The organism is Bifidobacterium pseudolongum subsp. globosum (genome assembly GCF_004155535.1).
Taxonomy (GTDB): domain Bacteria; phylum Actinomycetota; class Actinomycetes; order Actinomycetales; family Bifidobacteriaceae; genus Bifidobacterium; species Bifidobacterium pseudolongum_C.
On the sequence record NZ_RYUH01000004.1, the window covers coordinates 180,706 to 199,658 of the forward strand.

Annotated in this window: 14 protein-coding genes; 6 read left to right on the plus strand and 8 right to left on the minus strand. The window is 65.8% G+C overall.

Translation table 11 applies throughout. The annotated features are described in order from the left end of the window. Positions 1 to 45: 45 nt before the first annotated feature. Positions 46 to 879, minus strand: coding sequence for a putative ABC transporter permease (locus tag PG2093B_RS01300; protein ID WP_129896803.1), 834 nt, complete (start codon positions 877 to 879; stop codon positions 46 to 48). A 237-nt stretch (positions 880 to 1,116) separates the two neighbouring features. On the opposite strand from PG2093B_RS01300, the gene PG2093B_RS01305 reads away from it, so the two are divergent. After that, positions 1,117 to 3,579, plus strand: a complete 2,463-nt coding sequence (locus PG2093B_RS01305; protein WP_129896804.1) for a hypothetical protein — start codon at positions 1,117 to 1,119, stop codon at positions 3,577 to 3,579. Here PG2093B_RS01305 and PG2093B_RS01310 read toward each other — a convergent pair whose 3' ends face one another. Continuing rightward, on the minus strand, positions 3,580 to 4,632 hold the full coding sequence (locus tag PG2093B_RS01310) for a PfkB family carbohydrate kinase (RefSeq protein ID WP_129896805.1): 1,053 nt from the start codon (positions 4,630 to 4,632) through the stop codon (positions 3,580 to 3,582). Between the two features lie 287 nt (positions 4,633 to 4,919). On the opposite strand from PG2093B_RS01310, the gene rpmB reads away from it, so the two are divergent. The 3 genes from rpmB to rsmD all read left to right on the plus strand — a co-directional run bounded on the left by rpmB (position 4,920) and on the right by rsmD (position 8,527). Continuing rightward, positions 4,920 to 5,117, plus strand: a complete 198-nt coding sequence (gene rpmB / locus PG2093B_RS01315; protein WP_022858854.1) for a 50S ribosomal protein L28 — start codon at positions 4,920 to 4,922, stop codon at positions 5,115 to 5,117. 65 nt (positions 5,118 to 5,182) lie between these two features. Beyond that, the gene (locus tag PG2093B_RS01320; protein ID WP_242502766.1) at positions 5,183 to 7,573 is read left to right on the plus strand and encodes an ATP-dependent DNA helicase RecG; all 2,391 of its coding nucleotides are present in this window, start codon (positions 5,183 to 5,185) and stop codon (positions 7,571 to 7,573) included. 342 nt (positions 7,574 to 7,915) lie between these two features. Beyond that, a complete protein-coding gene (rsmD, locus tag PG2093B_RS01325) occupies positions 7,916 to 8,527 on the plus strand; it encodes a 16S rRNA (guanine(966)-N(2))-methyltransferase RsmD (protein ID WP_129896807.1) in 612 nt (203 codons plus the stop codon). Here the strand turns inward: rsmD and trmD are convergent, their stop codons facing one another. From trmD to rpsP, 4 genes are all read right to left on the minus strand, one after another. Further along, complete coding sequence (gene trmD, locus PG2093B_RS01330; protein ID WP_129896808.1) at positions 8,528 to 9,328, minus strand: tRNA (guanosine(37)-N1)-methyltransferase TrmD; 801 nt, start codon at positions 9,326 to 9,328, stop codon at positions 8,528 to 8,530. It lies immediately after the preceding gene. A 133-nt stretch (positions 9,329 to 9,461) separates the two neighbouring features. Then, the gene (rimM, locus tag PG2093B_RS01335) at positions 9,462 to 10,007 is read right to left on the minus strand and encodes a ribosome maturation factor RimM (protein ID WP_129896809.1); all 546 of its coding nucleotides are present in this window, start codon (positions 10,005 to 10,007) and stop codon (positions 9,462 to 9,464) included. Continuing rightward, on the minus strand, positions 10,004 to 10,237 hold the full coding sequence (locus PG2093B_RS01340) for an RNA-binding protein (protein ID WP_022858313.1): 234 nt from the start codon (positions 10,235 to 10,237) through the stop codon (positions 10,004 to 10,006). The genes rimM and PG2093B_RS01340 overlap by 4 nt, the downstream gene beginning before the upstream one ends. Before the next feature lie 7 nt (positions 10,238 to 10,244). Continuing rightward, a complete protein-coding gene (gene rpsP, locus PG2093B_RS01345) occupies positions 10,245 to 10,718 on the minus strand; it encodes a 30S ribosomal protein S16 (protein ID WP_129896810.1) in 474 nt (157 codons plus the stop codon). A 324-nt stretch (positions 10,719 to 11,042) separates the two neighbouring features. Here rpsP and PG2093B_RS01350 point away from each other — a divergent pair, with 324 nt between their 5' ends. Then, positions 11,043 to 14,417 (plus strand): glycoside hydrolase family 2 TIM barrel-domain containing protein, encoded by a 3,375-nt coding sequence (locus PG2093B_RS01350; RefSeq protein WP_129896848.1) that lies wholly within the window; start codon positions 11,043 to 11,045, stop codon positions 14,415 to 14,417. 2 nt (positions 14,418 to 14,419) lie between these two features. On the opposite strand, the gene PG2093B_RS01355 is transcribed toward PG2093B_RS01350, so the two are convergent. Next, positions 14,420 to 15,592, minus strand: coding sequence for an endonuclease/exonuclease/phosphatase family protein (locus PG2093B_RS01355; protein WP_129896811.1), 1,173 nt, complete (start codon positions 15,590 to 15,592; stop codon positions 14,420 to 14,422). Between the two features lie 307 nt (positions 15,593 to 15,899). Continuing rightward, on the minus strand, positions 15,900 to 17,528 hold the full coding sequence (ffh, locus tag PG2093B_RS01360; RefSeq protein WP_101430024.1) for a signal recognition particle protein: 1,629 nt from the start codon (positions 17,526 to 17,528) through the stop codon (positions 15,900 to 15,902). A gap of 138 nt (positions 17,529 to 17,666) precedes the next feature. Between ffh and PG2093B_RS01365 the strand changes: the two genes are divergently transcribed. Next, complete coding sequence (locus PG2093B_RS01365; protein WP_129896812.1) at positions 17,667 to 18,572, plus strand: cation transporter; 906 nt, start codon at positions 17,667 to 17,669, stop codon at positions 18,570 to 18,572. The last annotated feature ends 381 nt before the right edge of the window (positions 18,573 to 18,953 follow it).

Consider the following 18,953-nt stretch of genomic DNA (forward strand, 5'->3'; position numbering starts at 1 on the left):
TGCCACTACCGTAGCGCATGCGCGCACCGGCGCCTGTGACGGCGTTCACTTGGTGTTGGTGTGCGCATGGCGTGCGCGGTCGAATTGCGCGCGCACTTCGGCGAGCAGGCCTTCGCCGTGCTCGGTGCGCATGCCGGGATAGGCGCGGATCAGGCGGCGCTGCTGCCAGTCGAACAGGTGCGCCACGTGCGCGGCGAGCGCCTCGCCGTCGGTCTGCGCGCGTGCGGCGATCTGCGCGCACGCGGTGGTGATGCGCGTCTCGGCCGAACCGATGCGCTTGTCGGCGGCGGTGATGCCGACGTCGATGTGCGCGATGCCGCGCGCTTTGAGCGCCTTGATGTCCTGCTCGGCGTGCCCGAGGCGGCTGTTGAGGCTCGTCAGTCCGGCGAGCGTGACGGCGGCGTCGGCGAGCAGTACGACGAGCAGCGTCACGGCGAGAATCGTGATGGTGCGCGGGTCGATCGCGTCGAGCATATCCATGACGTGCGGCTGCACCCACAGTTTGACCACGGTGCAGCCGGCGGCGAAGAAGAGGAACCCGTTGAGGTAGACGCGCCCGTTGAGGTTGAACGGTTTGCCCGAATAGTCCCACAGCCGCATGTGGAAGAGCTTTTCGATGGCCCACGACGTGAAGTATTCGAGCGTGCAGCACAGTACGCCGCTGCTGAGGAAGATCGCGACGACCGAATGTTCGCCGGGCAGCGCGTAGATCGCCAGCAGCGCGCCGAAGCCGTAGATGGGGCAGATGGGGCCGTTGAGGATGCCGCGGTCCACGAACCGCTTCTTCATGACGATGTTGAGTACGGTCTCCCACAGCCAGCCCACGAAGCTGTACAGCAGGAACCACAGGAAAACTTTTTCGAGTGCGAGCCAAGTCATGCCGCCAACGCTACCGCATGCCCGCGGCGGGCATGTTCTGCAATCGTGGTCATTGGTGTGGTTGCACGGTGGAATGGGGCTCGACGCCACCGTGCCGGCGTGTTACAGTGCAACAACATGCCGCTTTGTCGGGTGGGCCCCACCCGTGCAGCGAGCCGTGCAACGAGGAACGGCATGAGGCGCGGTGCCCCGCGCCTGCGGCCGGATGGAATGGAACAGAACCAGGAGAGAGATTTTATGGAACAGAACGTCTACAGGTTGCCACTGCTTTCGCACGCCACGGCGCTCGGCACGCTGCCGGGCCAGCCGATCGACGCCTCGTACAGCCTGGTCAAGGACCTGGACCAGCCCAAGGGCGGCCTCGGGTATGTGGCGCAGGTCGTGGGGCGCCGCAAGGTGCAGGTGTTGGCGTGGATCAGCGAAGACATGAAGGTGTTCCCCACGGCCCAGACGCTTACAAGCGAACCGGACGGCCGCGGCGAACTGCATTTCGACCCGTGGACCGACACCCCGAACTCGGGCGCCGTGCGCGTGCAGAGCTCCGACGGCTTCGACCGCACCATCACGATCGGCGAATATGCGGTGGATGGCGGCACGGCATGGCTCACCGCCTGCACGGAGAACCTCGGCGCATACCGCGAAGGCAAGCACCCGCTTGCCGTGCTGATCGCCGCGTGCTGGATCGGCGCATGCCTTGTGCCGCGCCTCGCTGGCAAGACGGTGGGCGCCGGTGCCGGCCGCATCAGCGAACTGTTCCGCGACATGATGGACAAGCCGCTGCCCGACGGGCTCGACGAGATCATCTGGCGCGGCACCACGAACAACGCCGGACAGTCCTCGGTGTTCGAACGCTTCGCCGCGCGCCAGCTCGTGGAGGCCGGCGCCGGGCAGATCCGCCAGATCGAAGGCGAGCATCCGCTCAGCGTGATCCGGCTCGACTCGACTGACATGTTCTGGATGCGCTTCGACGATGACGAGATCGAAGGACTGCAGCGCGACTTGGTGCTTGGTGTGGAGGCTGCGCTCAACCGCCTGTCGTTCGTGGACCTCGACGCGCGTGGCCACGACAACGGCATGGGCCTTGTCTCCACGTTCACCGAGGAGGAGTGCTTCCAATCCGCCATGCGCTCGATGCACATGTGGGCCACGCACGCGAAGTTCGTGCAGCAGGAGGCCACGGTGGAGAACCCGGAGCAGACCGTGCGCGGCACGAAAGCGGCGCGCGGTGGCGCATGGGACGTGATGACGCGCTTCATCGCGATCTGCGAGCGCCTCAAGCTGCCGTTCCGCCTCGAGTACCTGTGCGACGTGGACCCGAAGAGCGGGCAGATGGCGGTCACGTTCAGCGTGCCCACCGCGTCGATGATGCCGGGGTCGGACTTCGTGGGTGGCCAGTGGGTCGACATGCGCGCCCAACGCGCGGGTCGTGCGGCGTCGTACGCGCTGCGCCTTGCGGGCCTGCTCGCACAGGCCGCGTTCACGACCGGCGCGCGCGTCACGTCGGTCGACGTGACCGGTCGCCTCGGCTCGCTGAGTGGCCAGCCTGTGCTCTCGCTCGGCTTCGACCGCAGCCCGTTCCAGATGGGCGTGCAGCCGGCGTATGTCAGCGGCCGGTTCGACGACGCGGCGCAAGACAACGATCCGGCGGCGATCGTGCAGATGCTGCAGCCGGCACGCCACGCGTTGCGCTTCGGCGCCGACCGTGGCCTCATGCCGGTCGAGCCGCTGCCGTTGCCGAAGGCGCTCGTGCGCCAGCATGTGCCGCTGTGGAAGGACAAGCGCGAACTGCCCGACGACATCAAGACGCTTGTGCGCGCCGACTACGCGTACGAACTCGACGTGATGCACGACGACTGCGTGGTCAAGGGCCCCGAGATCTGGGACATCGTGAACCAGAACGAGGATTCGCCGGTGACCGCCATGTTCGAGGTCGAATCCGCGCTGATGCAGATCGAGAGCGCCGAGAAGGACCATGGCGACCGCAAGCCGTTGTATTGCGAGCACCCGCTCATGCGACTGCTCATGGTGAATGTGGAAGGCAAGGCGACCGACCGCTACTGGAAGCTGCCCGACGCCGTGTACAACGCGCACGGCGCGCTCAGCCGTCTCAACCGCGAACTGGGCGAACGCGACAAGGCGGTGGCCCATTCCGAGGAGATGATGCGACTGGCGCCGACGACCGCGCGCGGCGCCATCGAGCTTTCGCTCGACTACACCGATGTCGGCGAGGACTACGCGGGGTCGGCGGATGCGCTCATCCGTGGCCTCAAGACCGCGCTCATGCCGATCGACGTGGGCTTCATGTATTACCGCTTGGGGTATGCACTGTGGAAGACCAACAGCCACAAGGCCGGTCTGGCGTGCTACGCGATGGTGCTTTCGATGCCCGAGGGCCCGTTCCACGACAGGAGCCGTGACGAGGCGAACCAGCTGCTCGCCGAGATGGGCGAGGAGGAGCTGCCGGACCGCGACCGCGCCGAGCAGACGCTGCGCGCGGCCGGCATTCCGGTGGCGCCGCCGCTCGCGCTGCTCGAACAGCTCGCCAAGGTGGCGATCATGCTCGTGGACGCGGGCTTCCCGCTCGCGGCCGACGAGGCTGTGTGGCTGCTCGGCATCATGCAGCCGGCCGATGTGCTGCCGGCGCTGCGCCGCAGCCTGCGGTGGGGCGCCGCCGGCATCACCCCGGACAGCGACGAGTGATCAGTCCTTCTTCGGTGTGGTGAGGGCGTCCGACACCAGTTTGGCGGCCTCATCGTACGTGGGGCAGAACGGGATGCCCGCGTGGTTGTGCTCGATCGCGAGCGAGGCGGCGGCGTTCGCGATCTGCACCGCGCTTTCCAGGTCCCACCCTTCGGCGAGCAGCGCGCACAGTGCGCCCGTGTGCGCGGGGCCGGCGGAGCGGATGTGCGTGGCCTTCGTGGGGAAGCCATCGATGTGCTCCATGCCCCGGCCGTGCTGGTGCACCCAGGCGCCGCGTGCGCCGGCGCGCAGCACGACAGGCGCACGCAGCGCCTCGCCGAGCGCCTCGCACAGCGCGTGCATCGACTCGTCGAAGCCGGCGTTCACGCGCATCGTGGCGCTTTCGTCGAAGGTCACGCCCAGGCGGTAGGCGAGTGTGCGCGCCTCCTGCCGGTTCATCGACCAGATGGGGCGCGTGAGCACGAGGTTCTCGAGCAGCTGGTCGTTGACGAGCCGCAGCGTGTTCGTGGGGTTGATGACGATGCGGAATTCGCGCCCCTGCGGGCGGCACTGCGGCTGCTGGATGAACGCGTTGACGGCGAGCGACGACTCGTTCATCAGCGCATTGCCGCTGATGTGCACCACGTCGCCGCGCTGCGGGCGCACATGCGCGAACACGCTGGGGTCGCCGTGCGCTTCGGCGCCATGGTGTGCCACATACGACTTCTGCATGCCGTCGGTCAGTACGATGCGGAACCCGTTGTCTTGGTTCGGCCTGGTGGGGCCGGTGTGCAGGATGTGCGAGCGGCGCAGCGAATCGCGCAGCATCGTGGACCACGGGCCGGTGCCCATGATGCTCGCCAGTTCGGTGCGCGCGCCCATGCGGCTCGCCGCCTGCAGCACATGGAAACTGCCGCTTGCCGATTTGGTCACCGAAGGGGCGTTCGTGAACTCGCCCGGCTGCGGCATCTCCTGCACATGCATGGTGATGTCGACCCAGATCTGGCCCACCGAGATGACCGTTGGTTCATGGTCGCGCTGTGCGCGTATCTTATGCAGGATGTCGCTGAGCATGTGCGTTGGGTTCCTTCCCTGAAAATTCCCGACCGGCCCCGCAATGCATCGACGCTGATGGGTGTGGCGCATCACGGTTAGCACGATTGTAGACCGTGTTTGCGGGGAATTGCCTGAAAACGGTGTCAAACCGCGCCCGTGCAGCGCCATAAGCGAGCGGGTGTTGCGTTGTCCGTGGCCCGGTTGTACTATTGGGAAGTTGTGTGTATTGGTGCATGCCCTTTTTTGGGCGCGTGCGCGAGTGCACAGACTTGCAAGTCTATAGAAGTAATTGTAGGGAGTCCATTATGGCAGCTCGTTGTGCAGTGTGCGGCAAGGGACCGCAGACCGGTTACACCGTTTCGCACTCGCATATTCGTACCAAGCGCCGCTTCCTGCCGAACCTGCAGCCGGTGCGCACCACCGTGGACGGCCAGAACGTCCGCGTGCGCGTGTGCGCGAAATGCCTCAAGGCAGGCAAGGTTCAGCGTGTGAGCGCTGTCTGATATGCGCAGACGACCACAACCCCGGTGAGCTATGCTCCCGGGGTTGTTTTTGTACAATGGACCGCATGACCAACACCACAGTGGACACGCCCCTTGCGGCGCTGCTGACCAACAAGCGCCGCGTCAGCGCCCTCAAGGCGCTCGGCGTGCTCACCGTGGCCGACGCCCTCACGTATTACCCGTTCCGCGTGACCGACCCCGTGCCGGTGCGCGCGCTCGCCGAGGCGCGCTTCGGCGAGAAGATGGCGTGCGCGGTGGATGTGCGCGCGCTGCGCGTGACGCCGATGAACGCGCGCCGCGGCTACCGGCTCGAAGTGCTCGTCGACGACGCGCCGACCGCCGCCTCTCGCGCCGTGCAGCCGCGCACCGCCGCGCTCGTCTTTTTCTCGCACCGCAAATCCTATGTGGACTGGATGGCCTCGCGCCTGCGCGCGGGCCTGCAACTCGTCATCTCGGGCGACCCGAGCACGTTCAACGACCGCCTGCAGTTCACACACCCCGACATCCTGACCGTGGCTCCGGCCGAGCCGCCGGCGGCCGAACCGCAGCTCGCGTTCGGCGAGCCGGCCGTGCAGCCCGCGCCGCGCCTGCGCTACGACGTGGATTCCGTGGCGCAGGGCCTTGCACGCGCCACACGCCCGCGCCCCGTCTACCATGCGAACTCGCGCATCTCGAGCGAGCACATCCACGAGACGATCGACCAGGTGCTGCGCCTGCTCGCCGACGAAGACCCCTTCGCCGCCGCCACTCCCGGCGGCGTCGACAGCGCGCAGTTCGACGAGCAGTTCGCGCTCGGCGAGGCCGCCCGCGCGCGGCTCGCCGAACAGATCCCCGACGTGCTGCCCGAATCGGTGCGCGCGGCGAAGCACCTCATGCACCGCGCGCAGGCGTTCTGCGCGATCCACGAACCACAGTCGGTGGCCGACTTCAAGCGCGCGATCGAGACGATGCGCTACGAGGAGGCGTTCGTCTGTCAGTGCGCGTTGCTCATGGCGCGAGGCCGCGCCGCCGCGAGCAACGCCTACGCGTGCGCCAACGTGCACATGCGCGACGAGTACATTGCAGGGTTGCCCTTCGCGCTGACGAACGGCCAGCGCGAGGTGATCGACGCGATCGGCGCCGACATGGGCCGCGCCCACCCGATGCAACGCCTGCTGCAAGGCGAAGTCGGCTCCGGCAAGACGGTCGTGGCGGTCGCGGCCATGCTGCAGGCCGTGGGGTCCGGGCACCAGGCCGTGCTCGTGGCGCCCACGCAGGTGCTCGCCGAACAGCACTTCCACTTGATTAGCGCCTCGGTGGGCGAGCGCGTGCCCGTGCATCTGCTCACCGGCGGCATGAAACTCGCCGCGCGGCGCAAGGTGCTCGCGGCGGCGGCGAGCGGCGAGCCGTGCATTGTGGTGGCCACGCACGCCGCGTTCTCGAAGACGTTCCAGGCGCCGAACCTGGCGCTCGCGGTGATCGACGAACAGCACCGCTTCGGCGTGGAGCAGCGTGAAACACTGCGCGCCAAATCGGAGCGCGACCCGCACCTGCTCGTCATGACGGCCACGCCGATCCCGCGCACGGCGGCGATGACGTGGTTCGGTGACCTCGACATCTCGTGGCTCACCGAACTGCCCGGTGGCAGGAAGCCAATCCGCACGGTCGTGATCCCCGAAGACAACGCGCGCGTGATGGCCGACATGTTCTGGCACATCCGCCGCCGCATCGACGCCGGCGAGCGCGCGTACATCATCTGTCCGCGCATCGAGCCAAGCGACGCCGAAGACGAGGGCGCCGGCGAGCCGGACGCGCCCGAGCTGCTCAGTGGCGAGGCGCTCGGCGAATCCGCACAGCCGCGCGCGCCGCTGCACGCCGTGGTGGAGATCGCGCAGCGCCTGCAGTCGCTGCCGCAGTTCGCCGGCGTGCCGCTGTGCACGCTGACGGGGCGCGACGACGACGCCGAGAAGGCGCGGATCATGGCGGATTTCGAGTCGGGCGCCACGCCGGTGATGGTGGCCACGACGGTCGTCGAAGTGGGCGTAGATGTGCCGCAGGCGAGCTGCATCACGATCTTCGACGCCGACCGTTACGGCCTGTCGCAGCTGCACCAGCTGCGCGGGCGCGTGGGGCGCGGCGGCACCGACAGCTGGGCGTTCCTCGTCTCGCGTGCCGAACCGGGGACAATCGCGCAGGAGCGGCTCGAAGTGATCGCCGGCTCGCTCGACGGCGCCGAGATCGCGAGCCGCGACCTCGAGCTGCGCGGCGCCGGCGACGTGCTCGGCGACGCTCAGTCCGGCGGCGCGTCGAGCCTCAAGCTGCTGCGCGTGGTGCAGGACGCGCGCGTGATCGCCGATGCGCGCGCACGGGCGCAGGAATTGCTCGCGCACGACCCCGATCTGGCGGGGCATGTGCAGCTCGCCGGCGCCGTGCTCGACTTCACGCGCGGCAACGAGCAGTACCTGACGAGCAACTGACGGCTGGCTGTTGCGACATGTGAGATGGAAATGGCTGTTTTATGGACGGCCTGTCCGGTATGTGGGGCAGGTTGTGAAACATTCGTACAATTTTGCCTTTCGGCGTGTTGGGATGGGGATTGGCCGCATCAAAATACCCTCGCGGGGGGCGTCCCGTCCATGGCGGCAACACCCCGGATCATCAACGACAGGGAACAAGAGCCATACCATGATCGGCGACCGGATTCCAACTTCGGAACCTACTTAACATGGCAATGGGGAAGCGACGACGGTCGCCTTATGCTACGGGTAGTGGGGTCGCCGATCGCCATGCGGTGCAGTTGGGCGGCTATGCTCGGGGATATGCATGTGATTACCGGACGATTCAAGCGGATGCCGCTCACCACGCCGCGCGCCGAAACACGGCCGACGACCGACCGTACAAAAGAGGCGATGTTCTCGCGGTTGGAATCCATCGGCGTGATCGACGACACGCGCGTGCTCGACCTGTTCGGCGGCACCGGCGCGCTCGGCATCGAGGCGCTGAGCCGTGGTGCGCGCGAACTCGTCACGGTGGAATCATCCGCGCAGGCGGCACAGCTCATCGCGCAGACACTCACCGCGCTGCGCCGGCATGCCGGTTGGGAAGAGGGCATGAGCGCGCGCGTCGTGCACGCGAAAGCGGAACGGTACGCGGCGAAAGCGAAGCCGGGCGAACCATTCGATCTGGTGCTCATCGACCCGCCGTATGCGTTCTCCACAGCCGACTGCGAGCACCTGCTCAGCGACCTGACCGTGCGCGGGCTTGTGGCACGCTTCGGTGCGATCGTGCTTGAACGCTCCACGCGCACCGCGCCGCCGGCGGCCCCGGCCGGTTGGATCATGACCGACCGCCGCGACTACGGCGAGACGGCCGTCTACACGTTCCGCTCGCAGGAATACGAGCAGACCGTGCAGGAACAGTCAGGGGAATGATCAGCTGATGCGGCGCGGGTGGTCGCCGGAAACCTCCCAGCCGAGCTCAATCAGCGTTTTGCGGTCCGCCTTGCTCAGCGCATGGCAGTCGAGCTGTGCAATCAGGTCGGGGCGGATGCGGTCGGTCTTTTTCAGCGCCTCGTCGCGGCGGAACCGGTCGACCTTCGCATGGTCCCCCGAGAGCAGCACGGCGGGCACATCGAGGCCGCGCCAGCTGGCGGGCTTCGTGTATTGGTTGTGTTCGAGCAGCGCGTTGCCGCCGGTGTATGACTCTTCGACAATGGAGTCGGGATTGCCCATGAACCCCGGCAGTAAGCGTGTGATCGCCTCGAGCATCACCGACACGGCCACTTCGCCACCGTTGAGCACATAATCGCCGATCGAGTATTCGCGCACGTCCACGCCGCGCTCGCGGTAGTAGGTGGGGATGCGCGCGTCATAACCCTCGTAGCGGCCGCAGCCAAACACGAGGTGCTGCGCGTGCGAGAGCTCGGTCGCGTCCTGCTGCGTGAACAGTGGGGCGGAGGGATTGGGAAAGATGAGGATCGGGCGGTCTGTATTATCAGCCTCCGGCAGGCCAAGCAACTCGTCGAGGCACTCCGCCCAGACGGCAGGCTTCATCACCATGCCTGCGCCGCCACCGACAGGAGTGTCGTCTACGGACTGGTGCACGTCGTGCGTCCAATCGCGCAGATTGTGCGCGTGCACGCTGATGAGCCCCTTGCTTTTCGCCTTGCCGAGCAGGCTCAGGTCGAGCACGTCGAAGTATTCGGGGAAGACCGAAACGATGTCGATGTCCATGGCAGTCCTTTGAGAAATTGCAGCGCGCACTTTTTTCAGGCTTGGAAAAAAGTGGAAGGAGTTTGAGGGGAAAATGGTGATTTGTGCGCGCTGGAGCGCGCACAAATCACCACGCCCCGAAAAAAGTGGAAGATCACACCCCGGGGATCAGGCCACCAGGCGGGTCGATCGTCAGATAGCCCTCCTCAAGGTCGATGTCCGGCACCAGGTCGATCACAAATGGCACGAGTGCGGTGGTCTCATCGCCCACAGGCTGCGCCAAGCGGATCTTGAGCAGCCATTGCGCGCCCTCGATCATGTCCACGACCTTGCCGAGCACGCGGCCGTCGGCCTTCAGGCGTGCCTCGAGGCCCACGAGGTCCTTGGGGTAGAATTCGTCGTCTTCCAGCTCCCACGGTTCGCCGTACAGCACGGTGCCGTTGAGCTCCTCGGCGGCGTTGCGGTCGTCCACGCCTTCGAGTTTGAGGTACCAGCGGTTTTTGAACGTGCGTGCACGTTCCACGATGTAGGTCACGGAGCCGTCGCGGTTGAACAGCTCAGCGCCGGGGGCGAACCGCTCTTCGGGTTCGTCCGTGAAGATGCGCACGGTCACTTCGCCCTTGAGCCCCTGTGCACGGCCGATACGACAGACCCTCAACAACTCGGGCTGTTGAGGGTCTGCAGGAAGTTCACCACTCACCTACGCACATCCATGATGTCGACGCGCACCTTGTGGTCGGCCATGGCCTGCACCACTGTGCGGATCGCGTTGGCGGTGCGGCCGTTGCGGCCAATCACACGGCCAATGTCTTCAGGATTCACGCGTACGCGAATGAGTTCCCCGCGCGCATTCTCATGGGACTTGACCGAAACGTCGTCGGGAAAATCGACGATGTTCTTAATCAGATGTTCCACGGCTTGAGCAAGCATGATCAGATCACACTGCTTCCGGTGCGGACTCTTCGGCGTCTGCGAACTCGACCTTTTCGTCGGCCTTCTGCTCGTCGGCGGCGTCGGTCGCGTTCTCGTTCGCCTTGATCTCGGCTTCGGCCTTGGCGGCCTTGAGCTTCTGGGCCTTGGTGTCGGCCTCTTCGATCAGCGTGGCGGCGTCCTTCTTCGGGGCGACGGTCTTCAGGGTGCCTTCGGCGCCCTTGAGGCCCTTGAACTTCTGCCAATCGCCGGTGATCTTGAGCAGGTTGAGCACCTGTTCGGTCGGCTGGGCGCCAACGCCGAGCCAGTACTGGGCGCGATCGGAGTTGATTTCGATGGTCGAAGGCTGGGTGTTCGGGTTGTACAGGCCGATCTCCTCGATCGCCTTGCCGTCGCGCTTTGCGCGCGAATCCATGACGACCACGCGGTAGACCGCGTAGAACTTCTTGCCCATGCGCTTGAGACGAATCTTGGTTGCCAAAATGGCTCTCCTTGGTAACTAGGGGTGTGCGCCATCCCGTGCCGTGTGGGGCACAGCCCGGCCGGTGCACGTGTTCCTTGGCCACACGGTAGTAGAGGGCCCCGCATGGTCAAATAACCCATACAGTATACAATCCGCCATGGAAAACCGCCTGCCCATCCGCTCCATCCGGCAGAGATTTGTCATGGTTGCGGCCGCCCTGCATGACTTTTGTCAGGAGAGGGCAGAGCGCCGTCATGCTGTGGGCAATGGGCGGCAATGGCCGGGCGGCGGGGCCGGTTATAATCGCAAGCGGTGGATACCGTACAAGGCAAGGGAGTCTGCATGTTCATTCCGCGGTATTACGAGGATCTCAACACGTTGCATGTGGGCTGCGAGCCGAACCGCTCGTACTTCATCCCCGCGTCGGGCCCGATCGACACGACGCTCGACAACCGCCTTGACTCCGACCGCCTGCAGCTGCTCAGCGGCGACTGGCAGTTCCGCTACTACGGCAGCATCCACGACCTCGACGCCGAGGTGACCGCCGCCGACGCCGCGTATGCCCCGCGTTTCTTCGACGTGGACTTCGACACCGCCGCCGACTACGCCACGCTGCCCGTGCCGAGCGTGTGGCAGATGCACGGCTACGACCACAACCAATACACGAACACGCGCTACCCGTTCCCGCTCGACCCGCCGTACGTGCCCGCGGACAATCCCTGCGCCGTCTACCGCCGCGCATTCGACTACACGCCGAGCGAATCCGCTCCGCGCGCCTACCTCGACTTCGAGGGCGTGGACAGCTGTTTCTACGTGTGGCTCAACGGTGAGTTCATCGGCTATTCGCAGGTCTCGCACTCCACGAGCGAATTCGACGTGACCGAGCACATCGCGCCCGGCGAAAACACGCTTGTGGTGCTCGTGCTCAAATGGTGCGATGGCAGCTATCTCGAGGACCAGGACAAACTGCGCATGAGCGGCATTTTCCGTGACGTCTATCTGCTCACGCGGCCCGAGCGCATGATCCGCGACTACTTTGTGCACACGAACGTCGAATTCGGGCCCGATGACGAGCCCACTCGCGCGCACATCTCCATCGACTTCGCGCGCGGCGGGGCCGGCCTGCCCGACTGGATCGACGCAACAGTGCTCGACGCCGATGGCGAGCCGGTGGCGCATGCCCGCGCGGTGCCCGCGGCGTGCATGCTCGACGAGCGTGTGGATGACGGCTCATTCCCCGCGCACGCCAAGGCGCAGCTCACGCTCGACGCGCCGCGATTGTGGAATCCGGAGCGCCCGTATTGCTACCGGCTCGCCATCGAGACGCCCCATGAGGCGATCACGCAGCTGCTCACCATCAGCGACCTGCGCGCGGTGGCGCACGACGGCGTGCAGCGCGTGGTGGAGCTCAACCGCAAGCCGATTGTGATCCACGGCATGAACCGGCACGACAGCGACCCGCGCACCGGCTACGCGATCAGCGCCGAGCAGTTCATGGAAGACCTGCTGCTCATGAAACAGCACAATGTGAACGGTGTGCGCACAAGCCACTACCCGAACGCGCCGCACTTCTACGACGCGTTCGAACAGCTTGGGTTCCTGGTGATCGACGAAGCCGACCTTGAGGCGCACGGCGCGAACGACGCCTACCATCCACGCACCGGTGCGCCGCATCTCGAACAGCAGCTGTGGAACGAGCGGATCGCCAACAACGAGGACTTCGCGCCGGCGATCATCGACCGCGTACAGCGCTGCGTGGAGCGCGACAAGAACCACGGGTGCGTGCTGTTCTGGTCGATGGGCAACGAAGGCGCGTTCGGCGTGGGGTTCGAGCGCGCGCTCGCGTGGACCAAGCGCTACGATTCGCGGCGCCTGACGCATTACGAAAGCGCGCGGTACGTGGAGCCCGACGGGCACGACTCGCACGAATACGGCAATCTCGACGTGCACAGCCGCATGTACCCGAGCATCGCCGAGATCGACGCGTACTTTGACGAAGGCCCGGCGAGCGCAGCCGCGAACCTGGACGGCGCGCTCGGCGAGAACGGGCAGGCCGCCGGCGGCGAGACCAAACCGTACGTGCTGTGCGAATTCTGCCATGCGATGGGCAATGGCCCGGGCGACCTGGAGGACTATTTCCAGGCGATCCAACGCCACCCCGGGCTGGTGGGCGGCTATGTGTGGGAATGGTGCGACCACGCGGTCGACGCCGGCCGCACACCGCAGGGGCGGCGCGAATACCTGTATGGCGGCGACTTCGGCGACTACCCGAACGACGGCAATTTCTGCGTGGATGGCATGGTCGCGCCCGACCGCACGCCGCATTCCGGCCTCGACGAGTTCAAGAACGTGTTCCGCCCCGCGCGCGTGGAAGATTTCACTCTCACTGACGGCGACAGGCCGGACGCGTCCGTCACGCTGCGCAATCACCTCGACTTCACGCCGCTCGGCGCGGAGGTCATGCTCATGTGGGAACTCTACGTGGACGGCGTGATGCAGGCGTACCGCCTGTGCGACGACGAGCCCACGCAGCAGGCGATGATGATCGCGCCGCATGACGCCGGCCGGGTGCCGCTCATCGGCCTGCCGCCGCTCGTGCGCGACGGCAAGGTCACGCTTGTGCTGCGGTATGTGACGCGCGAGGCGCGCTGGGGCATGGATCCGCTGTTCGAACTCGGCTTCGACGAGGTCGATGTGCCGGTCGCGGGCAGCGCGCGCAACCAGTGGGTGCGCCAACAGCACGAGGAGATGCTCGCCGGCGACGAGCGCGGCGCCGCGATCCAGGTGCAGCGCGCGGGCGCGTCGATCGTGCTCACGGGCGTGGATTGGCGGTATGTGCTCGATACGCGCACCGGATTGTTCCGTGAGCTGAGCTACCGCAACCACCAGCTGCTCACCGAGCCGATGAGTCTGAGCGTCTGGCGTGCGCCGACGGACAACGACCGCACTGTGCGCGAGGAGTGGGAGCGCGCGCAATACCACCATGCGTCGGCGCGCGCGTACAGCGTTTCGGCGCGCGCGGTCGCGTCGAGCGGCATCGCGCAGGCGGACGCTGTGCCGCGCGAATCCGACGAGCAGGGCGCGCATATGTCGATCAACGCCGTCGAGCTGCGCTGCGCGATGGCCGTGGTGGCGCCGGTCGTGCAGCCGATCGCGCGCATGCAGACCACGTGGACCGTGCACGCGGACGGGTCGATCGCCCTGCGGATGGACGTGGAGCGCGACACCGAGTTCCCGTTCCTGCCGCGTTTCGGCATCCGCATGATGCTGCCGCGCGCCATGCGCAACGTGGTGTATTGCGGCTACGGGCCGGGCGAAAGCTACGTCGACAAGCACCGCGCCTGCTGGCATGGCATGTTCGAAGGCACTCCGCCCACGCTCGGCGAGCGCGAGATCCGCCCACAGGAGAACGGCAACCGGCACGACTGCGATTGGGCGAGCGTGGCGGGCGACGGCGTGGCGCTTATCGTGCTGCGCGGCGACGGCGTGCAGCCTGCGCGCGCGTTCGACTTCCAGGCGATCGACTACACGGCCGAGGAGATGACGCGCGCCGCGCACGACTTCGAGCTCGAGACGGCCGGCGCGACCGTGGTGAGCGTGGACTACATGCAGTCGGGCATTGGGTCGAACAGCTGCGGGCCTGAGTTGCTGCCGCAGTACCGGCTCGATGCGCCCGAGTTCCGCTTCGCCGTCACGCTGCGGCCGCAGAGCGCATGAGCCTAGCGCTGCGCCTGCTCGCGCTCCTTCTTTGTGGGCAGCGGGGGCAATGATTCGGGCCAGGTCTCGCGGGCGGCCGCATTCACTGGTTCGTGCTTGTCTTGCAGGGTGAGCGTGGCGGCGAGCGCCATGTGGTCGGAGCCGTCGATGTGCACGGCGCGCACGTCGCTCGCGTGCAGATGGTCGGTGAAGATCACATGGTCGATCACGATGCGCGGCCACGGCAGCCATGTGGGGAACGTGGGGTGCAGTCCCTTCGCCTCGTCGAGCGCGGCGTCGTGGAAGCCGCTCGCGAGCAGTTTGCGGAAGCTCGGGTGCGGGATGCTCGAATTGAGGTCGCCCAGGATCACCGTGACCGTCTCATGCGCAGGGGCATCTGGGGCGGCCAGGTTCTGCTGTGGGTGGGCGAGCGCGCCCAGGCCGATTATGCCTTCGGACCATTCGCGGCAGCCGCGCTGGGGCGATTTGGGGTGTGCGGAGGCGAACGTGATGTCGCGCATCGGCGAGACCTGCAGGGTGACGGCGGGCACGTCGGCGGCGGGGATCGCCACGCCGGTGGGCGTGCTTTGCGCCGGTTCGACGCGCAGCCACACGCCGTTGAAGCCGCCGTTGTCGCTCGCCTGCGGGTCGCCGAGTTGACGGTAGGGGAGGAGCTCAGCGAGGCCGGCTTCGTCGAGCTGGCGCACGAGGTCTTCGGTCATCTCCTGCAGCGCGAGCACGGCCACGTCTTCGTCACGCACCGTGCGCACGATCTCGGCGGCGTTGGCGTGGCCGAAGCGGCAGTTGAGCGTGAGCACGCGGAAGCGGCCGTCGTGGGCGTCGTCGAGGCGGGTTGCGTGTTGTGCGGACTGTGTGTGCGTCTGCGCTTCGCGGGCTTTGCGCTCGGCGATCTTGCGCGCGATGGCCTCGCCGGTGTTCGGCGACTTCAGGTCGTTGAGCCAGTACGCGGTCTTGCGCATGAGTGAGGCGATGAGTCCCGCGGCGCAGCATGCGGCGAATCCCCATTCGCGCATGCACAGGCCGGCGATGCCAAGCGCGGCGAACGCGATCCACAGCATGGGTGTGAGGGCGATCAGGTACGGCAGTGGGCTGTGGCCGTCCCAGCCGGCTGGCAGTTCGGTGAGCGCGAGCCATAGCAGGCAGACGATCAGGATGATCCACAGTGCGATGAGCATGGAGGTCCTTTCGACTGATGGATGGGGATGGGCGGTTTTGCGCCTAAGCATATGCGGCCAACAAGCATGTGGCCACATGGGTTTTCGCCGTTTATGTCACTGCATTCGCTGCTTTGGTCACCATTTTCGCTGCTTTGGTCACTTTTCTGCTGTATTTGTGACGTAAACGGCGAAAACAGTGACCAAAACAGCGAAAACCTAGACAAATCACATGCAGAATGGGGCAGCGTCAGCGGTAGAGGCTGCTGGCCAGCAGCAAAGGCTGCGCGGCGCCACCCGACTTGGTTGGTGGCGCCGCGCAGCGGACTCAGCCAAGGAGACCGCTCAGGCCGCCGCCCAGGTTCGGCGGGATTTCGCCGCCGAAGGCGTCCTGCAGGCCTTCCGGCAGCTGCGGGGTGCCCTGCTTCTTCGCGAACGCCGAACCCCCCGAGCTCGGCTTGCCCGAAAGGCGTGCGCGCAATGCCTGCTCTTCGGCCTCGCGCTTCATCGGGTTGCCCGACTTGGAGCCGCCCTTCTTGCCTTTCTTGCCCTTTTTGCCCTTCTTGCCGCCGCCGGGGCCACCCATGCCCGGGAATCCACCCACGCCGGCCTTGTTGCTCATGCGCTTCATCATCTTCGCCGCCTGCTCGAAGCGCTGCAGCAGCGCATTGACCGCGGAGACGGTGACGCCCGAACCATACGCGATGCGCGCACGGCGCGAGCCGTCGATGATCTTCGGGTCACGGCGCTCCTCCGGCGTCATCGAGCGGATGATCGCCTCGGTGCGGTCGATCTCGCGTTCATCGAACTGCTCGAGTTCCTTGCGGTGCTGCGCCATGCCCGGGATCATGCCGAGCAGCGACTTCATCGATCCGAGCTTGCGCACCTGCTGCAGCTGGGCCAGGAAGTCGTCCAGGCCGAAGCTGCCTTCCGCCATCTTCGCGGCAGCCTCGCGCGTCTGCTCCTCATCGAATTCGCGCTGCGCCTGCTCGATGAGCGTGAGGATGTCGCCCATGTCGAGGATGCGCGAGGCCATGCGGTCGGGGTGGAACACCTCGAAGTCCTTGAGGCCTTCGCCGTTCGACGCGAACAGGATCGGCTTGCCGGTCACAGACGCCACCGAAAGCGCCGCGCCACCGCGGGCGTCGCCGTCGAGCTTGGAGAGCACCACGCCCGTGAAGTCCACGCCTTCGTCGAACGCCTGGGCGGTGCGCACGGCGTCCTGGCCGATCATCGCGTCGATCACAAACAGGATCTCGTTCGGCTGCACGGCGTCGCGGATGTCGCGCGCCTGCTGCATCAGCGTCTCGTCCACGCCGAGTCGGCCGGCGGTATCGATGATCACCGTGTCGTACAGCTTCTGCCGCGCGTACTCGATCGAGTCGCGCGCCACCTTCACCGGGTCGCCGGTCGTCTCGCCCGGGGCGGAAACGGCGTCGCCACCCGCGGACTGCACGCCCTTCTCCGGCGCGTAGACCGGCACGCCGGCGCGCTCGCCGACCACCTCGAGCTGCGTCACCGCGTTCGGGCGCTGCAGATCGGCCGCCACGAGCAGCGGCGTGTGCCCGGAATCCTTGAGCCAGTAGCCGAGCTTGCCCGCGAGCGTCGTCTTGCCGGCGCCCTGCAGACCCGCGAGCATGATGATCGTGGGCGGGTTCTTCGCGAAGTTGAGCGGGCGATCGACGCCCTGGCCCAGGATGTCGGTGAGCTCGTCATTGACGATCTTCACCACTTGCTGCGCGGGATTGAGCGCTTCGGAGACCTCTGCGCCAAGCGCGCGGTCGCGTACGCGCGCGGTGAACGAGCGCACCACGTCGAGCGAGACGTCGGCGTCGAGCAACGCGCGGCGGATTTCGCGGATCGTGCCGTCGATGTCCGCTTCGGAAAGCTTGCCTTTGCTCTTGAGATGCTTGAACGCATTCGAGAGCCTGTCTGTAAGAGAACTAAATGCTGCCATAATGTGACCAAGTCTAGCCTTTGCGTGGGAAAACGCCGGGCTGGTGCGGGCCGGCGGCAGCGGACTGTTTTGGCCTGCGCATAACCGCGCGCGGCGGCTAAGCTGAAGAAGTTGAGTGCCGAGTGAAGGAGTGCGCGCATGCATCAGAAGAAAATCGAGCAGCAGGCGTTGAAGGTGGGCATCGTCGTCAATATCGTCATGGTGCTCGCCGGGTTCTTCGTGTTCTTCCTCACCGGCCTCAAGGCGATGTTCCTTGACGCCTCGTTCACGGTGATCTCGGTGATCTCCGGCGGCGTCGCGGCGTATCTGTCCAAGAAAACAGTGCGCGTGAGCGACCGGTTCCCCAACGGCATGTTCGCGCTCGAGCCGATCTACGCGATCTGCAAATCGATCTTCACGATCTGCCTGCTGCTGTTTTCGTTCCTCGACGTGTTGCGCGTGGCGATCGACTATTTCGCGTACGGCGAGGGCGAGCGGCTCAGCTTTGGACCGGTGATCATCTACCAGATCGCGGCGGTGGCGGTGTGCCTCGTGCTCGTGGCGTATTACCGCGCGCGCAACCGCTCGATCGGCAATGCGAGCCTCATGCTCAAGGCGGAGGCGAACGGCACGTGGATCGACGGCATGATCTCGCTCGGCATTGGCATTGTGGCGGTGCTGCTGTACTTCCTGCCCGATGGCACGCCCTTCGACTTTCTGCACTACACCGGCGATTTCTTCATCACCACGATCATTGTGCTGCTCACGATCAAGGAGCCGGTCACGGTGCTGCGCGACGCGTTTGTGGAACTCGTCGGCGGCACGCACGACGACGAGGAGATCTCCGGTTTCGTGACGCGCGAAGTCGAGACGCATCTGCCCGCGGGCATCGAGATGGAGAAGATCCACGTGTTCAAGACCGGCATGAACTTCGACGTCGACATCTTCATCGGCAGCACCAAGGGCACCGTGCAGATGGAGGAGCTCGTGGGCGCGCGCCAGACGATCGAAGGGGCGCTCGAGCCAAAGCTGCACATCGTCAACGTCGATTTCGTGTTCGAGTAGGCGGTGCGCCGCTGGATTTATGGCTGTGTGTTGCTAGCCGGTAGCCATCGACGGCTATGACAGTGCGCTGTAGTGCTTCTGCGTCTGATGCTGACCACACACGCCATGCCAGCCATGCCATCCACAGCCGGCACGTTCTCTGCTACGGGTAGTGCTTCGCCTGCTACGGGTAGTGGAAAATGGGCCAAAACTTGTTGTACGTCGATGAATATGCACTACCCGTAGCTCAGAAGGCACTGCCCGTAGCGGGAGGGGTTCTGCAGTCCCATCTGGGTGCTTTCTTGAAGCGCAAAATATTTGTACAAATATTTTGTATAATGGGGGTGGATGAAAGGAGATGCGATGATGGAGCGGCAATCAAAGATGGATGAAGTAAGGGTT